The sequence below is a fragment of the Streptomyces inusitatus genome (assembly GCF_014651115.1).
Lineage (GTDB): Bacteria > Actinomycetota > Actinomycetes > Streptomycetales > Streptomycetaceae > Streptomyces > Streptomyces amakusaensis.
The window spans coordinates 45,881-66,963 of sequence record NZ_BMWG01000029.1 but is presented as its reverse complement, the minus strand read 5'-3'; the positions used below and the strand labels follow the sequence as shown (position 1 = coordinate 66,963).

General features: G+C 70.0%; 26 protein-coding genes and 1 pseudogene. 9 read left to right on the top strand and 18 right to left on the bottom strand.

What is annotated here, in order from left to right; genetic code table 11:
- Positions 1-267: 267 nt before the first annotated feature.
- The 4 genes and pseudogenes from IE247_RS30720 to IE247_RS30705 all read left to right on the top strand — a co-directional run bounded on the left by IE247_RS30720 (position 268) and on the right by IE247_RS30705 (position 2,724).
- Positions 268-528, top strand: coding sequence for a hypothetical protein (locus IE247_RS30720; RefSeq protein WP_190126604.1), 261 nt, complete (start codon positions 268-270; stop codon positions 526-528).
- Between the two features lie 510 nt (positions 529-1,038).
- Positions 1,039-1,386, top strand: coding sequence for a hypothetical protein (locus tag IE247_RS30715; protein WP_190126603.1), 348 nt, complete (start codon positions 1,039-1,041; stop codon positions 1,384-1,386).
- A gap of 370 nt (positions 1,387-1,756) precedes the next feature.
- Positions 1,757-2,089 carry a hypothetical protein gene (locus IE247_RS30710; RefSeq protein WP_190126602.1) on the top strand — a complete coding sequence of 111 codons (333 nt, stop codon included), beginning with the start codon at positions 1,757-1,759 and terminating at the stop codon, positions 2,087-2,089.
- 4 nt (positions 2,090-2,093) lie between these two features.
- A pseudogene (locus IE247_RS30705) lies at positions 2,094-2,724 on the top strand (ATP-binding protein).
- 52 nt (positions 2,725-2,776) lie between these two features.
- On the opposite strand, the gene IE247_RS30700 reads toward IE247_RS30705, so the two are convergent.
- Positions 2,777-3,172, bottom strand: coding sequence for a GNAT family N-acetyltransferase (locus IE247_RS30700; protein WP_190126601.1), 396 nt, complete (start codon positions 3,170-3,172; stop codon positions 2,777-2,779).
- A gap of 339 nt (positions 3,173-3,511) precedes the next feature.
- On the opposite strand from IE247_RS30700, the gene IE247_RS30695 reads away from it, so the two are divergent.
- On the top strand, positions 3,512-3,649 hold the full coding sequence (locus IE247_RS30695; protein ID WP_190126600.1) for a hypothetical protein: 138 nt from the start codon (positions 3,512-3,514) through the stop codon (positions 3,647-3,649).
- Between the two features lie 306 nt (positions 3,650-3,955).
- Here IE247_RS30695 and IE247_RS30690 read toward each other — a convergent pair whose 3' ends face one another.
- The 5 genes from IE247_RS30690 to IE247_RS30670 form a co-directional block, all read right to left on the bottom strand.
- Positions 3,956-4,393, bottom strand: a complete 438-nt coding sequence (locus IE247_RS30690; RefSeq protein ID WP_190126599.1) for a hypothetical protein — start codon at positions 4,391-4,393, stop codon at positions 3,956-3,958.
- 53 nt (positions 4,394-4,446) lie between these two features.
- Positions 4,447-5,070 (bottom strand): SMI1/KNR4 family protein, encoded by a 624-nt coding sequence (locus IE247_RS30685; protein WP_190126598.1) that lies wholly within the window; start codon positions 5,068-5,070, stop codon positions 4,447-4,449.
- Positions 5,071-5,373: 303 nt separating this feature from the next.
- The gene (locus IE247_RS30680; RefSeq protein WP_190126597.1) at positions 5,374-5,766 is read right to left on the bottom strand and encodes a VOC family protein; all 393 of its coding nucleotides are present in this window, start codon (positions 5,764-5,766) and stop codon (positions 5,374-5,376) included.
- A complete protein-coding gene (locus IE247_RS30675; RefSeq protein WP_190126596.1) occupies positions 5,763-6,065 on the bottom strand; it encodes an ArsR/SmtB family transcription factor in 303 nt (100 codons plus the stop codon). The genes IE247_RS30680 and IE247_RS30675 overlap by 4 nt, the downstream gene beginning before the upstream one ends.
- A gap of 206 nt (positions 6,066-6,271) precedes the next feature.
- On the bottom strand, positions 6,272-7,294 hold the full coding sequence (locus IE247_RS30670; protein WP_190126595.1) for an NAD(P)/FAD-dependent oxidoreductase: 1,023 nt from the start codon (positions 7,292-7,294) through the stop codon (positions 6,272-6,274).
- A 267-nt stretch (positions 7,295-7,561) separates the two neighbouring features.
- Between IE247_RS30670 and IE247_RS30665 the strand changes: the two genes are divergently transcribed.
- A complete protein-coding gene (locus IE247_RS30665) occupies positions 7,562-8,119 on the top strand; it encodes a DinB family protein (RefSeq protein ID WP_190126594.1) in 558 nt (185 codons plus the stop codon).
- Positions 8,120-8,127: 8 nt separating this feature from the next.
- Here IE247_RS30665 and IE247_RS30660 read toward each other — a convergent pair whose 3' ends face one another.
- From IE247_RS30660 to IE247_RS30615, 10 genes are all read right to left on the bottom strand, one after another.
- Entirely contained in the window at positions 8,128-8,325 is a 198-nt protein-coding gene (locus IE247_RS30660) for a sterol carrier protein domain-containing protein (RefSeq protein WP_190126593.1), read from the bottom strand.
- Between the two features lie 36 nt (positions 8,326-8,361).
- The gene (locus tag IE247_RS30655) at positions 8,362-9,816 is read right to left on the bottom strand and encodes an NADH-quinone oxidoreductase subunit N (protein WP_229869456.1); all 1,455 of its coding nucleotides are present in this window, start codon (positions 9,814-9,816) and stop codon (positions 8,362-8,364) included.
- Complete coding sequence (locus IE247_RS30650; protein ID WP_190126592.1) at positions 9,813-11,318, bottom strand: complex I subunit 4 family protein; 1,506 nt, start codon at positions 11,316-11,318, stop codon at positions 9,813-9,815. Before IE247_RS30650 ends, IE247_RS30655 begins: the two co-directional genes overlap by 4 nt.
- 3 nt (positions 11,319-11,321) lie before the next feature.
- A complete protein-coding gene (locus IE247_RS30645; RefSeq protein WP_190126591.1) occupies positions 11,322-13,172 on the bottom strand; it encodes a proton-conducting transporter transmembrane domain-containing protein in 1,851 nt (616 codons plus the stop codon).
- Positions 13,169-13,474 (bottom strand): NADH-quinone oxidoreductase subunit NuoK, encoded by a 306-nt coding sequence (locus IE247_RS30640; protein WP_190126590.1) that lies wholly within the window; start codon positions 13,472-13,474, stop codon positions 13,169-13,171. Before IE247_RS30640 ends, IE247_RS30645 begins: the two co-directional genes overlap by 4 nt.
- Positions 13,471-13,977, bottom strand: coding sequence for an NADH-quinone oxidoreductase subunit J (locus tag IE247_RS30635; RefSeq protein WP_190126630.1), 507 nt, complete (start codon positions 13,975-13,977; stop codon positions 13,471-13,473). Before IE247_RS30635 ends, IE247_RS30640 begins: the two co-directional genes overlap by 4 nt.
- A 50-nt stretch (positions 13,978-14,027) precedes the next feature.
- On the bottom strand, positions 14,028-14,915 hold the full coding sequence (locus IE247_RS30630; protein ID WP_190126589.1) for an NADH-quinone oxidoreductase subunit H: 888 nt from the start codon (positions 14,913-14,915) through the stop codon (positions 14,028-14,030).
- On the bottom strand, positions 14,908-16,104 hold the full coding sequence (locus IE247_RS30625) for a hypothetical protein (protein WP_190126588.1): 1,197 nt from the start codon (positions 16,102-16,104) through the stop codon (positions 14,908-14,910). Before IE247_RS30625 ends, IE247_RS30630 begins: the two co-directional genes overlap by 8 nt.
- A complete protein-coding gene (locus IE247_RS30620) occupies positions 16,095-16,451 on the bottom strand; it encodes an NADH-quinone oxidoreductase subunit A (protein WP_190126587.1) in 357 nt (118 codons plus the stop codon). The genes IE247_RS30625 and IE247_RS30620 overlap by 10 nt, the downstream gene beginning before the upstream one ends.
- A 219-nt stretch (positions 16,452-16,670) precedes the next feature.
- Positions 16,671-16,925 (bottom strand): hypothetical protein, encoded by a 255-nt coding sequence (locus IE247_RS30615; protein ID WP_190126586.1) that lies wholly within the window; start codon positions 16,923-16,925, stop codon positions 16,671-16,673.
- A 337-nt stretch (positions 16,926-17,262) separates the two neighbouring features.
- Here IE247_RS30615 and IE247_RS30610 point away from each other — a divergent pair, with 337 nt between their 5' ends.
- The 3 genes from IE247_RS30610 to IE247_RS30600 are packed head-to-tail and all read left to right on the top strand — an operon-like array spanning position 17,263 to position 20,007.
- Entirely contained in the window at positions 17,263-17,616 is a 354-nt protein-coding gene (locus IE247_RS30610; protein ID WP_373305628.1) for a hypothetical protein, read from the top strand.
- Positions 17,613-18,737 (top strand): polyprenyl synthetase family protein, encoded by a 1,125-nt coding sequence (locus IE247_RS30605; protein ID WP_190126585.1) that lies wholly within the window; start codon positions 17,613-17,615, stop codon positions 18,735-18,737. Before IE247_RS30610 ends, IE247_RS30605 begins: the two co-directional genes overlap by 4 nt.
- A 40-nt stretch (positions 18,738-18,777) precedes the next feature.
- Positions 18,778-20,007 (top strand): oxygenase MpaB family protein, encoded by a 1,230-nt coding sequence (locus tag IE247_RS30600; protein ID WP_190126584.1) that lies wholly within the window; start codon positions 18,778-18,780, stop codon positions 20,005-20,007.
- On the opposite strand, the gene IE247_RS30595 is transcribed toward IE247_RS30600, so the two are convergent.
- Positions 19,993-20,505 carry a P-loop nucleotide/nucleoside kinase family protein gene (locus IE247_RS30595; RefSeq protein WP_190126583.1) on the bottom strand — a complete coding sequence of 171 codons (513 nt, stop codon included), beginning with the start codon at positions 20,503-20,505 and terminating at the stop codon, positions 19,993-19,995. The two genes, IE247_RS30600 and IE247_RS30595, sit on opposite strands and share 15 nt — an antisense overlap.
- Positions 20,506-20,577: 72 nt before the next feature.
- Positions 20,578-21,012 carry a carboxymuconolactone decarboxylase family protein gene (locus IE247_RS30590; RefSeq protein WP_229869455.1) on the bottom strand — a complete coding sequence of 145 codons (435 nt, stop codon included), beginning with the start codon at positions 21,010-21,012 and terminating at the stop codon, positions 20,578-20,580.
- Positions 21,013-21,083 lie beyond the last annotated feature (71 nt).

The window sequence follows — 21,083 nt, the reverse complement described above, 5'->3', positions numbered from 1 at the left end:
TGTCATTGGCAGGCGGTTGAATGAGCGGCATCACACCCACAGGGCGGACACCGGCCAGGCCATGCAAATGTTGCGCGGCAACCACCACACCAGCACCACACACCTCAAAAACGCCGAGTAAGACCAAGTAGCGCCACCAGCGGTATCCAGCACACCCTCACACACCACTCCCCCACACGAGGGCCACCAGCCACGCCCCAACCCGAGCGAGACACCCACCGCCCCCGGCAACGCCGGGGGCCTTTTTCGTGCTGCCCGGAGGACACCGTGCCCACGTACGAGGCTCTGCACCGCTTCACTGCCGCCCACCGCCGCCTCTCCCCCGAACAACGCCGCATCTCCCGCTGGGTGGTCGAGGCGGAGGAGGGCCGGATCCTTGCCTCCTGGGCTCCGAGCCCCTTTGACGACCCGGTCGACGACGGCGACGGGGAAAGTGGCGACGAGTGGGTGACGTTCACATCGATCCGCCCCGGCACGATCGGCCGCTATGACTGGACGGTCCACCGCTGGGTGACCATGCCCTGCTGAACCGCCCGGCTCAGCAGGGGGTCGCGGAGTGTCGAGGGCGTCGGGCATGACGGGCAGCAGCAGGGTGCGGCTGGAAGGCATCGACCCCTCTCGGGCAAAAGGAACATGACGGGACGTCACCGGGTCGCCCTGACCTTCCAGCCGCCAACTGCCAGCTGTTCGCCTTTGGGTGGAGTCGTCCCCGCTCGCCGCCTCGCCGACGACCTCACACTTCTTCAGCTGAAGTCGGGGTCTCCTGCGCGGGCTGAACCGAGGTGGGGGGTGCGCCCGTTCTGGCGGGCGGCCGTTCAGCGATAGGTCAGTTCGGCGCAGAATGCGCGCCCTCATGCGTGAGCAGGGTCTGGCGGGCGGCTGGGGGCAGACCGTGACACAACCCGGCGGCCCCGCTCCTGAGGCCTTGGGCGCATCTGGCCTGTTCACCTCTGTGGTCACGTGAGTGCCCCTGCGACACTTCAGGAGCAGGATCCGGTAAAGGCCGCCGCAGAGCATCCCCCTATGGAAGGGACTCTCATGTCACGGACCACCCGTCGTCTCGCCGCGCTCGCGATGATTCCGGCAGCGCTCACCGGCGCTGCCGCCACTCCCGCAGTCGGCGCCTCTGGGGCCGTAAGCGTGATCGGCATCGCGTACGAACGGGCCTTCTACCGCGGCCCGGCCGACGAGCTCAAGGACGTCGGCAGCACCTGCACCGCCATCCCGCCCAAAGGCTCAGCCGTGAACCACGAGAGCTCCGGACACGTCATCACCTTCTACCTCGGCACCCAGTGCCAGATCCCCTTCGCCGTACTGAACCCCGGACAGTCGGACAGGAACATCGGCGAACTCCCCGTCCGCGCCTACACCACCACCCCCGAGTAGAACCCATCCCACCGGCCGGAGCCGAGGCCGACGCCCCCCTGCCCTCGAAGCCCTTCGGCACACCATGGCCGCTACTGCGCGCAGGCTCTGCTCAGGGCCCCACAGGGACCTCCTGCCGGCGGCTACCTCGTCCTCGCCCACCAGCCCGTCCTCCTCCCGCCCCGCCTCGCCGCCCTCATCAAGCAGCAGGCCGCCCGACCACGGCGCTTCCCGGCCGCCGCGTAGCCGCCCGCGCCGAGCCCGCCCAGTACCGCGAGGCGCGGGGGTATCAGGCACGCACTGCCAGCCGGCCCGGACGAACGCCGGGGCACCCGGTCTTCGGTCTGATACCGCCACGCAGCGCCACCCGCAGGCCAAGTACGGTCCTGGTATGGATATTCGAGGTGTCGACCCCCGTGATACCACTTGGGAGCTGGACCACGCCCGTTACCGTGTCTACTTCTGGGACCGGGCGAATGCCGTTTCCGACGAGTACGAGATCTCTGGCGAGGTCGACGTTGAGGAAGTCCTGGCCTGGGCCGCGCAGTTCGCGGAGGAACACCGCTACACCGTCTACGTGTCCGTGAAGACCAGTGGAGATTCAGGGCTCATCCGGCTGACCGGCGTTCTTGGCGATCCCTTCGCTCGGCCGCTCTCTGCCGCACGTGACGAACAGGCCGCAGAGAGCGCTGCAATTCGTATCGGGCCATTCACACCCGGCTGACGCCCTGCACGGAACACAGGCCGCCGACGCCGCGATCGACACCGCCTGCCGCCTGCTGCGGCTGCCCTCGATCCGCAACGAGTTCAACGACATCGCCGACAGGGCCGTCAAGGACCAGATGACCTACCGCGGCTTCCTCGCCGAACTGCTGATGACCGAGTGCGACGACCGGGCACGCCGCCGCTCCGAACGACGCATCAAAGCAGCCGGCTTCCCGCGGGAGAAGTCACTTCGGGCCTTCGACTTCGACGCCAATCCGAAGATCGACGCGGCCACCGTCCACACCCTTGCCAGCTGCGAGTGGATCAAGAAGAGCCAGCCACTCTGCCTGATCGGAGACTCCGGAACCGGCAAGTCCCACATGCTCATCGCCCTGGGCACCGAGGCCGCCATGAAGGGCTACCGAGTCCGCTACATGGAACTCGACCGCCACGGCGCCGAACTGCTGTTTCAGGTCCTGACCGAGCAGGAGGAGAAGAACAGCGTCGCCATCACGTCCAACGAATCACCGACCTCGCCTCTGCGCGGCCATCGTCGACCGTCTCACCTTCAACGGCACGATCATCGAGACCGGCACCGACTCCTACCGTCTCGCCAGCACCCGGGCCCGAGCCGAAGAGCACGTCGCCAGCTGAAGAGCCTCCCTCCCAGGCATGAGGACACGTCCCAGGCCCAGGAGGTCCAAGGTCACAAGGCGATCAGGCCTGCCGCCGTCTCTCTGAAGCCGCAGGCATCGAAGTAGAACGATCGCAAGTGCTCTTCGAAGTCGACATGCAGCCACTCACACCCCGCAGCACGGCATCCCTCAGCAGCTGCCTTGACCAGCGCGGCTCCCACCCCGTTCGAACGATTGCGCTGAGCCACGACCGTGTCCAGGACGAACGCATGGACGCCGCCGTCCCAGGCGACGTTGACGAAGCCGACCAAACGATCATCTTCCCAGGCGCAGACCCAGCCGAGACTGTGACGTTGAAGCCTTGCACGCCAGTCCGTCTGCCCGACCGGATGATCGAACCCTTCGGCATGCAGCTTGTTGAGAGTTGAGTTGTCGACGTCGCCCCGCCACTCATACGTGATCGTCATGCTCTGAACCTAGTGACCACCAGAGTCGGACTACAGGGCGGGCCGACTCACTTACTCTCGGCTGCCGTCAAAACTGCTGAACAACGAACGCGCCGAAGATCGGTAAGTGCTGCCCAAACCCATCGACAACTGCTGTCGCAACAAACGAACGAAGCCGAGCGGGGAAGGCTCCGTGCGCGTGGACGAGGAGGCAGCAGCCGAGTGGATCGAGTTCGGTTATACACCACTGCGGACACCCCCGACGAGCGATCCGCGCAGCAGCCCCCTGAAGGACGAACTCGACCAATCGTTAGGGTTCCTGAGTGACCGTCAAGCCGATTCGACACCACGGCCAACATCATGATCGGTTACGCCTATGGGCACGCCGAGGCGATGCTCTTGGCCGACCGCGAAGAACCGGCCCGAGAGAAGCTGGACTTCCTGATCCGGGCAGCCAAGGAATTCAAGGACTACCCAGATTTTCCCGGACCTCGGTGATCTTTTCGGCCCCAGGTATCACATCCGACCAGGCCACGCAGGCAGCGAGACGATCGAATAGATCCAGCACGACCTGGTCGTTCCCCATCGGCTCCCAAAAGGAGTCGTTTCCCCTTTTCCAAGTCAGCGCGGTGCGGTCTGTTCTCGTCCGGGCAAACCGGCAGCCCTTGATCCGCAGGGAACAGACACCAGCACCAGGCTGACCGGACCGGGGCGAACCTCGGAACGCAGTCCGGTCGAAGGTCCTGCACTGGTGGCGGAACTCGGCGGTCCCCTGGTGGACCGCCGATGGCAGAACGGCGGGGGCTACTCGTTGATGTCTGCTGTGAGCGTGGTATGTGGCACGTTGACCGCCGCCGGAGATGGCATCAAATTCTGCAACGTAAACGGTAATCCACATTCCATTACCAAGTGTCGTAATATTTGTTCACGCAGCAGTCCGAACTCGCGTATCTGGTGTGAATACTCCCCCAGGGCAACCACGCGTGCGCCCCCGATCAGGCGGCGCAGTGTCACCAAGTCATTGATCGGAGTACCGAGACGGACAGCGTTGCGTTTCGCCCAGTCAACGAGACTGAGCGGATTAATAGGTTCCATGATCACGACCTTAACGGCCTGCATCAACACCCGAAGTCGATTGGGAAATAAGCAGATCAGAGACGATGGCACGAGCAGGCAGCCCAAGAATACGATGACCTGCAAGGGCATGTTTCCGGAATGGTTTGTAACAGCATCAGGATTCATGGCGGCCCCTCGAACCGCACACCGAGCGGCGCGGACGAGGTCGTCGCCCGTCTTCAGGCTGTGGAATCGCGCTGCGGATGCACGGGGGTCCACGGGGCGCCGTCGCCCGGCAAGGGTCCCCACACCAGTGCACTCCGATGCAATCCGGGGGTGGTGCGGTCCATCAGCGGGCCGGTGCCTCGGGTGAGAGCTTCGGCCAGAGCGTTGAGGAACTCGGAGAGGGTTCCGTGTGCGGGGGAGGCGTGCGGCGTGGGCGGTTCGCCGTCGGCCAGGCTGAAGGCGGCGAGCCGGCCGGTGGCGTCGACTGCCAGGCCGTCCCAGGGAGGGAGGGAGTAGTCGGCGACGGCGAATGGGACCCAGGGGCCCCAGAACTGCTCGGAGCTCCCTCCGCTGTCGCGGACCGCCGCGATCCTGTCCAGTGGCAGAAGGTGGTACTGGGCGAGGAAGAGGCCGGGGTCGTATTCGTCCGAGTCGCGGTCCAGGGTCGAGGCGTCGACCGTTCCGTCGTGTGTCGTGAGCAGCGTGATCAGATCGGCGGGCAGGCTCACGCCCAGTTCGCTCTCGGTGGAACGAATGTCGGCCGGGGTCACGCCCGGCCGTAGCGTGGCGTGCGAGGCGGGCGCGTACACCGCCAGCCAGTCGGTGACGGCGGTCCAGGCGGGCAGGATGTCGCTCATCATGTCTTCCATCGAGGCAGGCGAGGCGGCAGGAGTGCGTCCGAAGTCGAGCGTGGAGTCGTGGATACAGTGATGATGTGTCGCGGTTTGTCGGGGTGGAGCTGTTTCCCGATCTGCTCGGTGGGCGTCATGCCTGATCAGATGAACGGGGAACCGGCCGTCGTGGCGGGGGCGGTGCTCCCACCGGCCTCGCGGGAGGATGCCGCAAGGGCGGAGGAGGAGCTTCGGTGAGCGGCATTCCGGTGGGTGGGATCTGATCGGCGGCGCTCGGACGACGGGAGGGCGTGCTCCGGGGAGGCTCGGCTATCGCGGCTCTGTCGCGATCTGGATGAGGTTGCCGCAGGTGTCGTCGAGGACGGCCGTGGTGACGGGACCCATTTCCAGGGGCTCCTGGGTGAAGTGGACACCGAGGCCGCGCAGGCGTTCGTATTCCGCCTGTACGTCGTCGACGGCGAACTGATGGGCAGGGATGCCGTCGGTGACGAGTGCGTCGCGGTAGGGCTTGACGGCCGGGTGGCCGGCGGGCTCCAGGAGGAGCTCGGTGCCGTCGGGTTCGGCGGGCGAGACGACGGTCAGCCATCGGTCCTGCCCGCCCAGCGGGATGTCGTGCTTCTTCACGAAGCCGAGAATCTCGGTGTAGAAGTGGAGGGCTTTGGTCTGGTCGTCGACGAAGACGCTGGTCAGATGGATCTTCATGGGATGCTCTCCTCCGGTCCGGATGTACGGGGCAAGGGCCATCGCTCGGCGATCTGCCGCAGCGGGGCCGTGTCGAGGTCGTGGAACTTGTAGCGGCCCTCCCGCCTGGCCCCGACGAGCCCGGCGGCCTCCAGCACGGCGAGGTGCTGGGAGATCGCCTGGCGCGAGATGCCGAGCCCATGCTTCATGCTCAGGCGCGAGCAGATCTCGAACAGTGTCTGTCCGGACTTCTCCGCCAGCTCGTCGAGGATGGCGCGGCGGGTGGAATCGGCCAGGGCTTTGAAAAGGTCGTCGGCCACAACCACACGATAGGCAAGTGCGCACTTGCCTATCAAGTCGAGGCACAGCGCACCGCCTCTCCCCGGGCAGACGGTCCGCCCTGGCACGGATCCGGCCTCCTGCGCGGTCCGGGCCGTAGTCTGCTCCCGCAGCTGCTCCGGCCGTACGCCTCGCGGAGCTCAGCAGCGCCGGTCAGACGGCCGACAGCTTTCCCGCCCGCAGAGCGTCAGGATTTCTCGATGTGTTCCGCCGTACGCAGTGCCAGCGAGGCCGCGAGCGTCACGCCGGGGTGTGCGGCCAGTGCGAAGACCCCCGGGGCGCTCGCCAGTGGTGCGCAGAGCAGGCCGTTGCCGGGCGGGATGGGGCGGACGCCTGTGGTCACGTTCCTCAGCACCGGTTCCCGCGGGAGTCCGAATGCTTCCCTCACGGCGCTGAGGGACGTATGTACGCGCGCCCTTGTCGCCGTCTCGGTCTCGCCCGGGACCACGTCCTCGGCGCCGACGAAGCCGTGTCGGGCGGATGGCCGGATCTCGAAATCCGGTGTGGACATCACTCGGTCCAGGCGCAGTTCCGGAGCGGTGAAGGTGAAGCGCGCGGCCGGGACACCGGGCACTTCGATGTGTTCGCCGAGCTGCGCCGCGAGGGCGGGGAGCCCTGTCCCGCAGGCGAGTATGATCCGGTCGGCGACGTGTGTCGCTCCGGCGCCCTGGAGTTCGTAGCCGCCGGCCCGCCGGGCCCGGATGCGATCGACCCGAGTGGCGACGACGGTGGCTCCGCCGGCCCGGGCGCGGGAGAGGAACGCGCGGCGCAGGTCGTCCGGTTCGACCATGCCCTCGTCGCTCGCGTGTGCGACGACCGGTGGCAGGACCCGCAGGCCGGGAAGGAGCTGCCGTAGGGCTTCCGCTTCGACGGTCGTGACGCCGGGGCCCGATCGCTCGGCGAACCGAGCCGTCGCGGCTGCGGTCGATGCCCAGCTGACGGCACCGTTCCAGGTGATGATGGAGCGCAACGGCGATGTCGCCGTGGCGTTGCGCAGTGCGCCGAGCGACCGGGCGAGTTCGTCCCGGTCGCGTGCGTCCGACGGCGGTTCCGCCGCCGATCCGTGTGAGTTGAGCCAGCCGAACGCCGCGTCCGTCACCGGCGGCCGGGACTTCTCCGCCGTGCAGACCACGACGGAGAGACCTCGGCGGACGAGCTCGTCCGCCACCGCCGCTCCCAGTGCGCCCGAGCCGACCACGGCGACGCGCATCATGCCCTCCCGAGCCATTGGCCCGTCTCTGCTTTCGCGGCGACCGTGCGCATCGCACGGCGACGGAGATCGAACGGGTACCCGGAAGGTCGTGCCATGGCTCGATCCTTTCATGGAATCGAGCCTCCGTTCGAGCCGGTGCGGAGGGAAACCGTGCGCCCTGAGTGGCTCCCGAGTGGCATTGAGGTCAAGAACTGACCTATATGACGCCTAGCGTCGTTCCTGCCCGACGGAACAGCGACAGAACGACAGAACAAGGCGGAGTTCATGACCATCATTGAAGCGACGACCCTCGATCCGGCCGACTCTCCGGTGGTCGCCGGGGAGCACAGCGAGCTTCTGGAGATGCTGGAGCAGCAGCGGCACTTCCTGCGTTTCACCACGCGTGATCTGACCGACGAGGAGGCGGGGAGGCGGACGACGGTCAGTGAGCTGTGCCTGGGCGGGCTGATCAAGCATGTCACGGGGGTTGAGCGGGGGTGGGCGGCGTTCATCGAGGAGGGGGCGGCCTCGATGGGGGATTTCACCGACATGGGTGAGGCGGAGTGGGCTCGCAGGTCGGACGAGTTCCGGATGCTGCCGGGTGAGACGCTCGCCGGGGTGCTGGCCGACTACGCGGAGGCGGCCCGTCGTACGGACGAGCTCGTGGCCTCGCTGCCGGATCTCGGTGTCTCACAGGAGTTGCCGAAGGCTCCGTGGTTCCAGGGTGACGCGCGCTGGTCGGTGCGTCAGGTGGTTCTTCACATCATGGGCGAGACCGCTCACCACGCGGGTCACGCGGACATCATTCGCGAGGCGCTCGACGGCGCCAAGAGCATGGGCTGAGCGGTGGCTCAGATGTCGTGGGGGATCCATGCGGCGATGTCGCTCCCGAAGGCGGTGGCGGCACGGGCCAGTGCCCCGGGGCACTGGTCGCGCACCCGTCCGGCCGCCGCCAGTTCGGTGAGGCGGGTGTCGCCCGGGTAAGCGGCGCCGAGGTCGCGGATGTCCGGGACGAGGTACTGCCAGGGGTGTCCCGGTTGGTGGCGCATCTCGGCCGGCCACGACCCGATTTCCCGAGGTGGCCGCTACGGCGCGAAGGAGTCGCTCAGGACGGGGAGTACGGGTCCCGCGGCCAGGCCGAGGCACAGGGAGATCGCGGCGGCCGTGTGGGCAACCGCCCGTGCGGGGCGGTCGCCGTCGGCGAGTCGGTGCCCGCCGCCGGGTGAGAGGGCGGGCACGATCCAGCGCAGGTAGTAGAAGAGGGAGGCGACGGTGTTGACGGCGGCCAGGACCGCCAGCCAGGCGTAGTCGCCGTCGAGCGCGGCGCTGAACGCCTCAAGTTTGCCGACGAACACGGCGGTCGGCGGTGTGCCGACGAGTCCCAGGAGGCAGATGGCCAGGCTTGTGGCCAGGAGCGGGCGTCGGCGGGCCAGGCCTCGGTAGTCGCTGGTCCGGGTGGCGCGGGGAAGGGCGCACACCACGGCGAACGCGCCGAGGTTGGTGACGGTGTATCCGGCCGCGTAGTAGAGCAGGGCCTCCTGGGCGAGGGCGGAGCGGCCGGCGACGGTGACCGGCAGCAGAAGGTAGCCGACCTGGCTGACGGCCGAGTAGGCGAGGAGCCGTTTGACGTCGTCCTGGAAGAAGGCGGCGAGATTCCCCAGTGTCATCGAGGCCGCGGAGACCGCGGAGAGCAGGGCCGCCCACGGCATTCCGCTGTCGGCGAGGACGGTCTCGCCGAGCCGCAGCAGCGCCGTCAGCGCGCCGATCTTGGGGATGGTGGTCAGGAACGCGGCGACCGGGGAGGCGCTGCCCTGGACGGCGTCCGGCACCCAGAAGTGGGCCGGTACGGCACCGGCCTTGAACAGTACGCCTGCGAGCAGTCCGACGGCGCCGGCCGCGACGAGCGCGTCCGGCGCCCCGGGCAGCGCGGGGCCGAGGAGCGGGTAGCCGGTGGCTCGTCCCGCCGCGTACAGCGCGGTGGTGCCGGACAGCAGGAAGACGCCGAGGAGCGCGCCGAGGACGTAGTACTTGAGCGCGGCCTCGGTGCCGGGGCCGTCCTTGCGGAAGCCGGCGAGCGCGTAGGCGGGGATGCTCGCGAGCAGGTATCCGGCGGCGAGCAGCAGCAGGTCCTGGGCGCCGGCCATGATGAGCGCCCCGAGGGCGGAGAGCTGGAGGAGTACGAAGAACTCGCTCTCGCGCGGGTGGGCGTGGAAGGGGCCGGCGGCGAGGGCGAGGACGAGCAGGAGGCCGCCGAGGACGACGACGCGGGAGGTGCTCGTGATCGGGTCGACGGTGAACGCCTCGCCGAACGCGGTGACATCGGGCCGGGCGGCGGCGAGGGCCGCCGCGGTGATGCCCGCGCAGGCCGCCGTCGCCGCGAGGAGTCCGACGAGCCATTGTCTGCGGCGCGGCAGCCAGGCGCCCAGGAGGAGTCCGAGGACGGCCGACGCCGCGAGGAGCGCCTCGGGAAGGATGTCCAGCGGGTTCTCGTTCATGGAGGCCGTGGAGGCCATCGAGGTCAGGGCGGTCATGCCGGTCATCGGGCGAGCTGCTCCAGGATCGCGTGGGAGGCCGGTTCGATGACGTCGAGGAGGAATCGCGGCGCGATGCCCAGGATCACGGCGAGTACGAGGAGAGGGGCGACGCCCGCGTACTCGTGCGCGCGCAGGTCCTGGAACGCGCGTGGTGCGCCGGACGGGTTCGGCGGCCGCGGCGGTCCCGTCAGGATCTTTCGCAGGGCGCGCAGGAACAGTCCGGCCGTGAGCAGGATGCCGAGTACGGACAGGGCGGTGGCCAGGGGTTGCGGGCCGAGCGCGCCGGTGAAGATCTGGAACTCCGCGATGAATCCGGAGAAGCCGGGAAGCCCGAGCGACGCGAAGGCCGCCGCGCCGGTCAGGATCGCGAACGCGGGGGCGGTCGCGGCGACTCCCCCGTACGCGCCCATGTCGTACGTCCGCCCGCGCTCGTACAGCGCTCCGGCGAGGAGGAACAGCGCGCCGGTGATGAGTCCGTGGCTGACCATCTGGGTGACCGAGCCGGTGATGGCGAGGGAGCGTGCCTGGGCGGAGGTGCCGGCGGCCTGGGCGGCGGCTCCGATGCCCAGGAGGATGTACCCCATGTGGTTGACCGAGGTGTACGCGATCATGCGTTTGAAGTCGGTCTGGGCGAGCGCCACCAGCGCGCCGTGGAGGACGGACAGGACTCCGACGACGACCAGGACGAGCGCGTACCGCCGCCACGCGTCCGGGAGCATGGGCATCGCGATGCGGAGGAAGCCGTAGGTCCCCATCTTCAGGAGCACTCCGGCGAGGATGGCGGACCCGGCCGCCGGGGCCTCGGTGTGGGCGGGTGGGAGCCAGGTGTGGAACGGGACCGTGGGCGTCTTGACGGCGAGGCCGAGGACGATGGCGAAAAGGACGGGCGCGGCGTGGGCGGGCCGGTCGGCGAGGGGGTTCTGGCGGGTGAGGTCGACCATGTCGAAGGTGTGGGGGGCGGCGGCCAGATAGAGGCCGATGAAGCCCAGCAGCAGCGCGAGTGATCCGAGGAATGTGTAGAGGAAGAACTTCAGGGCCGCCGCTTTGGCGTCGCGGTGGCCCCATCCGGCGATGACGAAGTACATCGCGACGATCGACAGGTCGAAGAAGACGAAGAAGAGGATCAGGTCGAGGGAGACGAACAGCCCGAGACAGGTGGTCTGGAGGAAGAGGAAGAGCGCGGCGAACTCGCGGAAGCGGCGGTTCTCGCGGAGCGAGTGGAGCGCGCAGGCGAGGAACAGCACACAGGTGAGGGCGAGCAGCGGCAGGGAGAGGCCGTCGACGCCGATGTGGTAGCCGACCCCGGCGTTGGGGATCCAGCGGGCCCGGACCTCGTACTGTGTGCCGCCGCCCGTCTCGTAACCGGCCCATACGGCGACGACCAGGCCGAGTTCGACGGCGGCGGTCGCCGCCCAGACGGCGCGCAGGGCCTGTACGGGGGTGCGGGGAGGCAGGGCGAGCAGCAGCAGGGCGACCGCGGTCGGGGTGAAGACGAGGACGGTGAGCAACGGTTACCTCACGAGGGCGAGCACGGCGGCGATGACGGAGAAGGCGGCGACGGCCTGTGCGAGGTACTGGTGCAGTCGGCCGGTCTGGGGGCGGCGGGCCTGTCCGCCGAGCCGGCGGGCGGTGGCGGCGACGCCCTCGACCGCTCCGTCGATCGCCCGCTCGATGAATCGGTCGGTCCATCGGGCGAGGCCGACCGCGCCCCGGGCCGACGCGTTCACGGCGCGGTCGAGGACCCGGTCGTCGAACGCGGCGGCGGCGCGGGCCGCCGCCAGGGTCGGGGAGACGAGGAGGGTGTGGGCGGCGTGTTCGAGGCCCAGCCACTGGCGGGCCAGCCGTTCGGCCCGGGGCGGCAGGGGTGGCGGGCGGTCGCCCCGGGTCCAGGCCGCCGCGGCGGCGAGCAGGGCGAGAGTGCCGGAGAGGGTGAACTCCCATGCGTGCGGTACGGGTTGGGCTTCGGCGCCGAGATATCGGGTGAGCGCGTCGCGGGCGGGCGGGAAGGCCATGGGTGTCAGCGCGACGCACGCGGCGGCGAGGAGGGCGAGCGGGATCACGGCTCTGCCCGGAATCCGCCGGCCTGCCGTCCCGGCACGCGGCTCGGGGCGGCCCCACACGAACCGGAGGATCTTGACGCTGTAGACCGCGGAGAGCACGGCGGCGGCGAGCCCGGTCGCGTACAGCCACGGGCTGCCCTCCAGCGCCCCGGCGAGCAGTACGTCCTTCGCCGCCCACAGGGAGAGCGGTGGCAGCCCGGCCAGTGACAGGGCGCCCACCGTGCACAGCGCGCCGAGGACCCGGTCGGTACGGGCGGCTCCGCGCAGTGCGGGGAGCCGCTGGGTTCCCCAGGCGGTGAGCCAGGCGCCCGCCACGAGGAACAGCAGGCTCTTCGCGGCGGCGTGCGCCGTCAGTTGCAGGACTCCGCCGGTGGCCGCTCCCGTGCCGGCGGCGAGCACCATGAACCCGATCTGGGCGCAGGTCGAGGCGGCGAGCAGCTGTTTGAAGTCGCTCTGTGCCACCGCGACCAGCCCGAGGGCGAGGGCGGTCGCCGCGCCCGCCCACGCGGTGGCTTCCGCGCCCCAGCCGGAGGCGTCCAGCAGTGGTCCGGTCCGCAGCAGGAGATACGCGCCCGCGACCACCATCGCCGCCGAGTGCAGCAGTGCCGACACCGGGCTCGGTCCCCGCATGGCCCGTGACAGCCAGAAGCTGAAGGGGAGCTGCGCGGATTTGCCGAGCGCCGCGACCAGGACGCCCGCCGTGACGAGCGACAGCCACGGTTCGTCGGCCCGCGCGAGCCCGTCGAGGGCGAGCGGTCCGGGTCCCGCCGCGAGGGCGGCGCCCGCGGCGAGGTAGAGGCCGAGGTCGGCGGCGCGGGTCGTCAGAAAGGCGGTGCCGGCGGCGGCGGTGCGTTCCGGTTCTCGCCACCGGTATCCGATGAGCGCCCAGGAGGCGGCTCCCATGACCTCCCAGCCCATGAGGAGCGTCGGCAGGGTGGTGGCGGTGACGGTGACGAGCATGCTTCCTTCGAAGAGGAGCATCAGGCCGAAGAATCGGGCCCGTGCCTCTTCCTCGCCGGGCCGCGCCGCGCTGTACAGAAGGACGGCGAGGGTGACGGCGGCGACGGTCACGACGAGGACCCCGGAGAGGCCGTCCACCGCGAGCCGGAGAGGAAGTCCTTCCAGCAGGGGTGCCTCTACGGCGGGATGGCGCAGTGCGGCGGCGACGGCCAGTCCCAGGACCAGTGCCGAGACCGCTGTCGCGAGCGGTGGCGCCCCTCGGTCCGCCCGCCGTCCCGCCGGGGCGAGCAGCGTCCCGGCGGCGAGGGGCAGGCCGATCAGCGACCACAGTGCGGGGCTCATTCCCGCAGCTCCGCCGCCATGTCGGTCGTGTCGACCTCGCGGGACCGGAACAGGGCCGTCACGACGGCGAATCCGATCGCCATCTCCACCGCCATGGCCGTGATGGCGACCACGATCAGGACCTGCCCGTCGGCGGCGGCCGGGGCGATGTGGTGCCAGGCAGCGCCGGCGGCGAGGATCACCCCGCCCAGCATCAGCTCCAGGCCCATCATCAGCATGACGATCGACTGCTGGGTCAGCGCGCCGTACAGTCCGACGCAGAACAGCGCGGCGGCGGTGATCAGGAACAGTTCCAGGTTCATCGGCCCACGCCGCCGCGGACCGGGTCGTCGGGCCGGGCCGCCCGGAGGTCGTCGCCGTACCGGTCGTACCGGCCGCGCCGGGTGGCGAGCACGACGGTCGCGACGATCGTCGCGAACAGTGCCATGCCCAGGGTCATCATGGTGAGCATCTGCGGTCCCATCAGGGACATGCCGAGGTCCATGGTCGGGTCGGCCGGGGCTCGGCCGACCCGGCGCGGCCAGGGTACGAGGAGGATGCCGACGACGAGCGACGTGAACGAACCGGCGCAGATCAGGGCCGCTCCCCGCCGGTTGTGGAGCATCGTCATGGGCATGAGCCCGGCCGGGTTCATCATGAACATGATCATGAAGACGGCCATGATGGCCATCTCGATCGTCATCATCAGCACGGTGACGACGCCGAGGTAGTCGAGCCCGAGCACGATCAGCTCCCCGCCCACGCACAGCAGAGCGGTGAGCAGCGAGAAGGTCGCGCGCGCCATCGAGTCGAAGCGGAAGACCATGATGCCGCTCGCCACCGCGAGGACGGCCAGTGCCCAGAACGCCGCTGTGCTCACTTTTTGAGCACCACCACGGCCACGACCAGCGCCTGTGCCACCGCCAGAGGCGTCAGAACCACCCAGGACAGCTCCATGTACCGCTCCGTTCGTACGGTCGGCACCCGGCGGCGCACCCACAGCAGGAGGCCGAGCACCGCGGCCGTCTTGATCAGCGTCCACGCCCAGCCGGGCAGGAGCGGGCCGTGTCCGCCGCCCAGGAACAGCGGTACGGAGAAGGCGGCGGCGACCACGAGCAGGAGCCGTCGCCCGCCGAGGAACACCAGCCGGTCCACCCCGGACAGTTCGGCCGCCGCGCCGCCCGCCGTATCCCTCCCGACCGGCTGGTCGAACGGGCCCCAGAAGGCCATGGCGAGGGCGCTCAGCAGATAGATCCCGAACGCCGCCGGCATCCACACCGCGAACCAGAGCCCGGCCTGCGCGTCCGCCACCGCGCCCACCCGCAACGACTGGGCGCCGAGCGCCGCCGTCGTGATCGCGAGCATGTGCGGCAGTTCGTACGCCAGCCCCTGCGCGAGGAAGCGGTACCCGCCGATCAGCGACAGGGTCGAGTTCGGCCCCCAGCCCGCCAGCCACACGGCCGCCCAGGCCAGTGCCTCCATGGCGTTGAACCACACGATCCCGTCGGGCAGATCGGACACCGGCCGGAAGCCGAGGGGAAGGACGGCGGCGGCGAGCACCGCGGCGACCGGGAGCAGCGTCGTCGCCAGCCGTACGAGAGGGACGTCGGCCGCCCTGGTGATCCGCCGCTGCTGCACCAGCAGCCGCAGCACCTCGCGGCCCGGCCCGGTGGACCTCGCGTCGGCGGTCGCCAGGGCCGTCGCGACCAGCGCCAGCGCGAGGGGCAGGACGAGTGCCGCCCACGGCGGAGCAGGTTCAGCCATGGGTGCGGCCGTCCGGTGCGCGCCGTGCGGCCAGTTCGTCGAGATCGGGGTCGAGGCTCGCGACGACGAGTCGGGCGCAGGCGAACTCGGCGCCCGCGAGGAGGGCGGGGAGGGCGGCGAGCAGCGTCCGGGACGCCGGGGCCTCCGTGTCGTCGACGCGGCCCCGGGGTCCGATCAGGGGGTGGTCGGCGAGCGGGGTGCGGTCGCCGATCGCGTCGAGGGCGTACTCGATACCGTCGAGCCAGCCGATGAGTCTGCTGTGGGCGTCTCCCGCGACCGGTCCTCCGGGCAGTTCGCCAACGCCCGCCGTCAGCCAGCGCAGGGTCCGCGATTTCCGTACGCGCCGGACCAGAGGGTGTACGAGGGGCCGCAGCTCCTCGCCGTGCGCGTCACCGAGGGTCCGGTCGCGCGCCCGGCGCGCCCTGGTCGCCGCGTCGCTCCAGCCGGCCACGCCGAGGAATCTGCCGAGGCTGTCGAGATGGGCCGCGCACCGCCGCCGGGCGGCCTCGCCGGACGTCCCCGGCTCACCGGCCAGGGCTTTGAGCCACGGTTCGCTCCAGAAGGCGGGCCGGGAGGCGGCGGGTGTGGGCATCGGGTCGACCTCGGCCCGGCGCACCACGTCTCCCTGGAGTTCCAGGCGCAGCACGAGTCCGGCAGGCCAGTCCGGCAGCGCGGGTCCGAGCGGCACATGCAGCCGGTCGAGTCTCAGACCGTCCCGGTCCTCGGCTCTTTCCGCCAGGGGGAGACCGGCCACGGTCCCCGGGGGGCGGCCGTGGTGGGCGTGGTCCATGCCGCCGTGGGAGCCCTGGGAGTCGTGGGGGCCGTGATCGGGCGCGGCGGCCGTCGCCGTCTCGTGACGCTCGGCGGGGTGTGCGGCCGGCGTGAGGAGTGTGCGGTGCCCGTGGTCCAGCGTGTGCGCGGCGTGCTCGGCGTCCGTGACGGTCACTCGCGCCTTCGGGGCGGGTACTGCCGTCCATACGCGTTCCGCCCAGTCGTCGTCCCGCAGGGGAAGGGGGACGCCCGCGAAGACGAGCAGGTCCGCCGAGGCGGGCCCGGCGGCCGACGGCCAGCCCCTGCGTCCGAGTTCGGCCTCGACGGCCAGCCGCTCACGCGTCGCGCCGGGACTGGTGGCGAGCAGAACGGCGGGGCGGGCCAGCGCCGCCCTGGTGAGGCGTGCCCTCAGGTCCATCGGAACGCCCCCTCGCGCCAGGCGTAACCGACGCCGGCGAGCAGAACGCCGAGGAAGAGGAACATCTCGACGACCGCGGGGACGCCGACCTCCGGGACGACTCTCGCCCACGGGTACATGAAGAGCATTTCCATGTCGAACGCGAGGAAGACCATCGTGACCGGATACCAGCGCGCATGGAACCGGGAGACCGGGTGTTCCCTCGGCTCCAGCCCGCCGCTGAACGGCCCTGTGCTCAGGGGCTCCCGGACGGTGCGGGCGGCGGCCCCGAGGAGGTGGAGCAGGAGGACGCCCGCCACGACGGACGCGAGGAGGAGGGCGACCGGCTCCCAGGCCGCGGCTTCCACACAGTCCCCTTCCCGGCAGTGCCCTTTCCGGCGGGCCGGGCGCTCCCGGTCGGCATCGGCAGGCAGTCTCTCAGCGGTCGCACCGTAAGAGGGGTGCAACACGGGATGGAAGGTGACTTTCTTCGCCGTACTGGCCGCCGGACGCCCCGCCTCAAGAAGGTATGAAAAAACGCTGAAGCAGATTATCTTTAAAAGAGAAATTAAATCAGCAAATTCAGACTACTTATTCATCTCCCGAATCTCACGGCTCGGCGCTTCAATGTGAATTTTGAAATAATCGCCATCGATATACAAGGGCGCATCATTCTGCACCTTGACGCCACCAACAACACCGACAATCAAAATCAGCGCGATGAAAATCCATCTGAATTCTCTCAGCATTCCGCGCATCCCGTGGGCGGCGGAGGCCACATCGCGCGCCGCACCACCGCGCCGCCTGCCTCCAGCTCGCCGAGAAGCGCCTCTGACCTGCATGTTTCTACCGTTGCGCACCCTTCTCGCCCTACTTCTCACAGTCAACACATCTCCCATCTCTCAGTTGTTTTGGGTAAACGAGAGCCCGGTTCGAGGCCCCTCGGCTCGTTCCGGGCTGAATCGCATAAAAAATGGGCGCCTGCGGCACCCGTTCATCTCTCAATCGATATAAATATCATACACCACCAACCATGATCAACTCAATAGGGAGCGCTGGGGCCGTCACCCGCCTGCCTTTACCAGGAAGCCGGATCTCCTCACCGTACTTCGGTGTCCACGGTACCCGACCGGATGAATCCAGGTATGACGGTGACCGCGCCCGGGAAGTTCCGTTGTCATGCAGTCGACCGAGGGGCGGGGCATGGCGGAGGAACACACCGCGGGAGAGGTCGGGGGGCGGCGGGCCGATGAGGCGGTGCTGCTCGCCGCGGGGGTGGCGGATCTGGTGCTGGAGCAGGCGGAGGGCGCGCTGCGGAGGGTGCGGGGGCTGCTGGGGCGCTCCGATCTGTCGGAGCTGGCGGCGGACGCTCGGCGGGATCTGGTCGCGCGGGGGCGCAACAGCGGCCTGGACACCTCGGCGTTCGCGCTGTCGGAGGCGCATCTGGAGCTGCTGGCGCGGCGGGCGCAGGCCCGCGTCCGCCGGGAGGGCGCGCGGACGGGTGACGCCGAGCCGGGTCGCGATGCGGGATGACGGCGGTCACCGTGGGGCAGGGTCGCCCGTACCGGGAAGCCGATGGCGGGTACGGGTCACTCGCCGTGCTCAAGGAGCGGGTCGATCACGAGCTGGGGGTGTTCGCGCGGACCGAGACAGCGCTGCTGGAGGCGGTGGATCCGGAGCTGAAGCCCGTGGCGGAGCAGTTGCGGGCGGCGATCGCGGTGGGGAAGCGGTTGCGGGCGGCGTTCTGCTACTGGGGCTGGCTGGCGGCCGGGCGTGAGGACAGCGACGACATGGTGCGGGCGGCCGCCTCGATGGAACTCGTCCACGCGGCCGCCGTCGTCCATGACGACGTCATAGACCAGAGCGGTCTGCGGCACGGCAGACCCACCGCGCACCGGGCGCTGATCCCGCGCGGCCGCCGGGGCGGGGAGGACGCCGAGTCGACCGGGCGGGCGCTGGCCATCCTCCTGGGTGATCTGCTGATCTCCTGGGCGGGGCAGTTGTTCAGCGGCTGCGGGCTGCCGGGGGCGTACCTCAACCGTGCCCGTCCGCTGTGGGCGAGGCTCGCCCGCGAACTGGTCGCCGGGGAGTGCCTGGAGGTGCTGCGCACCGGCGCGAGCGGGCGCGATCCGGTGGGCGCGGACAGCTCTCTGAAGATCATCCGCTATAAGACGGCCAAGTACACCGTCGAGCATCCTCTGCACATCGGGGCGCTGCTGGGCGGTGCGCCACCCGCTCTGCTGGAGGTCTTCAGCGCGTACGGCGTGCCGCTCGGGGAGGCGTTCCAGCTGCGGGACGACCTGCTCGGGGTGTTCGGCGCGCCGGATGTCACCGGCAAGTCGAATCTCGACGACATCGCCGGGGCCAGGCCGACGGTGCTGCTCGCGCTGGCCCGGCAGCGGGCCGGTGCGGCGGAGCGGTGTGAGCTGCGGGCCCTGCTGGAGTGTCCGGAGCCGGGGCGGGAGCAGCTCGACCGGTTCCGGGAGATCGCCGAGCGCACGGGGGCGCGCCGCCGGGTGGAGGAGCTGATCGCCGTGCGCGGGGACGCGGCCGCGGCGGCCGTGGAGGCGGGGCTGCTCGGCGGGCTGCTGTCGGCGGACGCCGCCGACGCGCTGCACGCGCTCGCGCGTACCGCGCTGGCCCGCGCGCTCTGATCCGCCGCCGTACTGAACGCCATTCCGAGAGGGGCACCGTATGCACAGCAGTGGAGCCGATGCGAGTCCGGCCGGGTCCGGGCCTCGTTCACCGGCGTACACCGAGTCGTCTCTCGACGCCTTGCGCGAGGCCGGGGACGAGTTGGCGGACGCCACGGTCGCGGAGTTGTTCGCGCGGGGCGAGATGGGCGAGTTCAACACTCTGATGCGCTGGTTCTCCACCGCCGGCCAGGAGTTGCCCAAGGGGCTGCCCGAGGTGGCCCGCGCGTATCTGGAGGCGACGGCGATGCCGCCCTCCTGGGTGGACTGGGGGGAGATGGAGAAGGCGCGGCTCTTCTTCATCGACAACAATGTGCATATCTCGACGGCTCTGTCCTTCGCCTCGATGCCGGCCTGCTATGTGGTGCCGCATGTGGCGAAGCTGCTCAGTGCGACCCATTCGCTGGAGTACCCCTCCCGGCGGATGGCGGAGACCGGCCAGTTCACCCTGTATCTCATGCGGCCCGACGCCTTCGAGGCGGGCAGCCGTTTCATCCCGGCCGCGCAGAAGGTCCGTCTGCTGCACGCGTCGATCCGGTACCACCTGCGGCAGGAGGGGCGCTGGGACGTCGGACGCCTGGGCACGCCGATCTGTCAGGAGGACATGATCGGCGGCCAGATGATGTTCTCCATCCAGGTGCTGGACGCCCTGCACCGGCTCGGCGTCCACATCTCCAACGAGGGGGCGGACGCCTACTTCTACGCCTGGCGGGTGGTCGGGGCGATGCTCGGCATCGATCTGGCGGCCATGCCGAGGGATCTGGACGAGGCCCGTCTCTTCTCCGACCTCTATATGAGCCGTCACATGGGGCCGTCGGAGGAGGGGGTGCGGCTGACCCGGCAGCTGATCGATCTGTACGAGGAGGTCGTCCCCGGGACGGTCCTGGACCCGGTCGTCTCGGCCATGATCCGCCATCTCGTCGGCGACACCGCCGCCGACTGGCTGGACGTTCCCCGCTCGTCGCTCTGGGACTCCGCGATCCGCGCCGCCCCCGCGCTCCTCGGCGTACTGGAGAGCATCGAGGACCGCTCCCCCCTCGCTGCCTGGGCGCTCGATCGCGTCGGGCACTTCACCAGCGTCCTCGAACTCAGTTCGCTGACCCGGGGGCGTGTGATGCAGTACGCCGTTCCCGAGCGGCTCAAGAAGGAGTACGGCATCACCTCGGCCGGGCCCCGGCTGAACCGCTGGATCCCGCCGACGCTCACCCCCGATCCCTCAGCGGCTCCCTGAAGGGCCCCGGCCGGCGGGCGGATCGAACAGTTCGTGTTCGGACTCGGCGGGGGCCTCGAACTCCGCCTCGTACGCGGACAGCAGCTCGGGGGTGATGACCGCCTCCCCCGGGCGGCTGTTCCGCAGGGCTGTGCGGCGGCGCAGTTCCTCCATGGGGACGGCGAGATGGCGCAGTTCCACGGCCGCGCCGAGTTCACGGGCGCGGAGGCGCTTCTCGTCCCGCTCCGCGCGGTCCCAGAACCCGTTCTCCAGAATCACCACCGCGCCCGCGGCGAGAAGGTCCTGGGCATGGGCCCAGAGGCGGCGCTCGACCCGGTCCCGGGCCGGGGCGTCGAAGAGGTCGAAGCCCAGGCCGGTGAGCCATTCGTCGGGGCAGAGGCGTACGGCGGGCAGGGTCTCGGCGAGCTGCCGGGCCAGGGTGGTCTTGCCCGACCCGGGCAGACCGCACAGCAGGATCAGCCTGGGGCCGGGGGCGCGCAGGTGTCTCTCTTCTCTCATGGGGTCCATGGTGCGGTCCCGTCCGGCCCGGCCGCCGCGCGGGGCGGCCGGGCCGGGCGGGTGCGTAAGGGTTCAGCCCCGGCGGGCGGCGGGCCTCATCTCCAGGGGCACTCCGAGCCGGTTGAGGGCGTTGATCAGGGCGACCTGGAGCACCAGGTGCCCGCGCTCGGCCTCGTCGGGGAAGTGCTCGCACACCTCGTGCCACAGCCGGTCGTCGACCGGGGTGAGGCGGGTGACGGTGTGGGTGTAGGCGAGGGCGGCGCGCTCCCTGCCGTCGAACAGCTCCGATTCCTCCCACACCGGAAGCTGGTCCAGCCTGTTCTGGCTCTCGCCCAGCTCGCGCGCCTCGCGCGAGTGCTTGTCCACGCAGTACACGCATCCGTTGAGCTGCGAGGCGCGGATCTTCACCAGCTCGCGCACCGTCGCGTCGAGCGGTCCCCCGCGGATCGCGCCGTCGGTCTGGATGAGCGCCTTGTACGGGTCGGGGGCCGCGGTGCTGAGATCCATGCGTGCCATCGGTACTCCTCGTTCGATCAGGTGGTGCGGAGCCGCGGGTCCTCGGTCTTTGTGCGGCTCCT

Bases quoted from the DNA above. Each gene is read 5' to 3' on its own strand.
- IE247_RS30690 (WP_190126599.1), bottom strand. From the start codon at position 4,393: ATGAATCCTGATGCTGTTACAAACCATTCCGGAAACATGCCCTTGCAG.
- IE247_RS30625 (WP_190126588.1), bottom strand. From the start codon at position 16,104: ATGGACCTGAGGGCACGCCTCACCAGGGCGGCGCTGGCCCGCCCCGCC.
- IE247_RS30660 (WP_190126593.1), bottom strand. From the start codon at position 8,325: ATGCGCCACCAACCGGGACACCCCTGGCAGTACCTCGTCCCGGACATC.
- IE247_RS30700 (WP_190126601.1), bottom strand. From the start codon at position 3,172: ATGACGATCACGTATGAGTGGCGGGGCGACGTCGACAACTCAACTCTC.
- IE247_RS30635 (WP_190126630.1), bottom strand. From the start codon at position 13,977: ATGGTCTTCCGCTTCGACTCGATGGCGCGCGCGACCTTCTCGCTGCTC.
- IE247_RS30590 (WP_229869455.1), bottom strand. From the start codon at position 21,012: ATGGATCTCAGCACCGCGGCCCCCGACCCGTACAAGGCGCTCATCCAG.
- IE247_RS30615 (WP_190126586.1), bottom strand. From the start codon at position 16,925: ATGCAGGTCAGAGGCGCTTCTCGGCGAGCTGGAGGCAGGCGGCGCGGT.
- IE247_RS30680 (WP_190126597.1), bottom strand. From the start codon at position 5,766: ATGAAGATCCATCTGACCAGCGTCTTCGTCGACGACCAGACCAAAGCC.
- IE247_RS30595 (WP_190126583.1), bottom strand. From the start codon at position 20,505: ATGAGAGAAGAGAGACACCTGCGCGCCCCCGGCCCCAGGCTGATCCTG.
- IE247_RS30605 (WP_190126585.1), top strand. From the start codon at position 17,613: ATGACGGCGGTCACCGTGGGGCAGGGTCGCCCGTACCGGGAAGCCGAT.
- IE247_RS30665 (WP_190126594.1), top strand. From the start codon at position 7,562: ATGACCATCATTGAAGCGACGACCCTCGATCCGGCCGACTCTCCGGTG.
- IE247_RS30715 (WP_190126603.1), top strand. From the start codon at position 1,039: ATGTCACGGACCACCCGTCGTCTCGCCGCGCTCGCGATGATTCCGGCA.
- IE247_RS30655 (WP_229869456.1), bottom strand. From the start codon at position 9,816: ATGACCGGCATGACCGCCCTGACCTCGATGGCCTCCACGGCCTCCATG.
- IE247_RS30710 (WP_190126602.1), top strand. From the start codon at position 1,757: ATGGATATTCGAGGTGTCGACCCCCGTGATACCACTTGGGAGCTGGAC.
- IE247_RS30695 (WP_190126600.1), top strand. From the start codon at position 3,512: ATGATCGGTTACGCCTATGGGCACGCCGAGGCGATGCTCTTGGCCGAC.
- IE247_RS30600 (WP_190126584.1), top strand. From the start codon at position 18,778: ATGCACAGCAGTGGAGCCGATGCGAGTCCGGCCGGGTCCGGGCCTCGT.
- IE247_RS30630 (WP_190126589.1), bottom strand. From the start codon at position 14,915: ATGGCTGAACCTGCTCCGCCGTGGGCGGCACTCGTCCTGCCCCTCGCG.
- IE247_RS30645 (WP_190126591.1), bottom strand. From the start codon at position 13,172: ATGAGCCCCGCACTGTGGTCGCTGATCGGCCTGCCCCTCGCCGCCGGG.
- IE247_RS30640 (WP_190126590.1), bottom strand. From the start codon at position 13,474: ATGAACCTGGAACTGTTCCTGATCACCGCCGCCGCGCTGTTCTGCGTC.
- IE247_RS30685 (WP_190126598.1), bottom strand. From the start codon at position 5,070: ATGAGCGACATCCTGCCCGCCTGGACCGCCGTCACCGACTGGCTGGCG.
- IE247_RS30670 (WP_190126595.1), bottom strand. From the start codon at position 7,294: ATGCGCGTCGCCGTGGTCGGCTCGGGCGCACTGGGAGCGGCGGTGGCG.
- IE247_RS30610 (WP_373305628.1), top strand. From the start codon at position 17,263: ATGCAGTCGACCGAGGGGCGGGGCATGGCGGAGGAACACACCGCGGGA.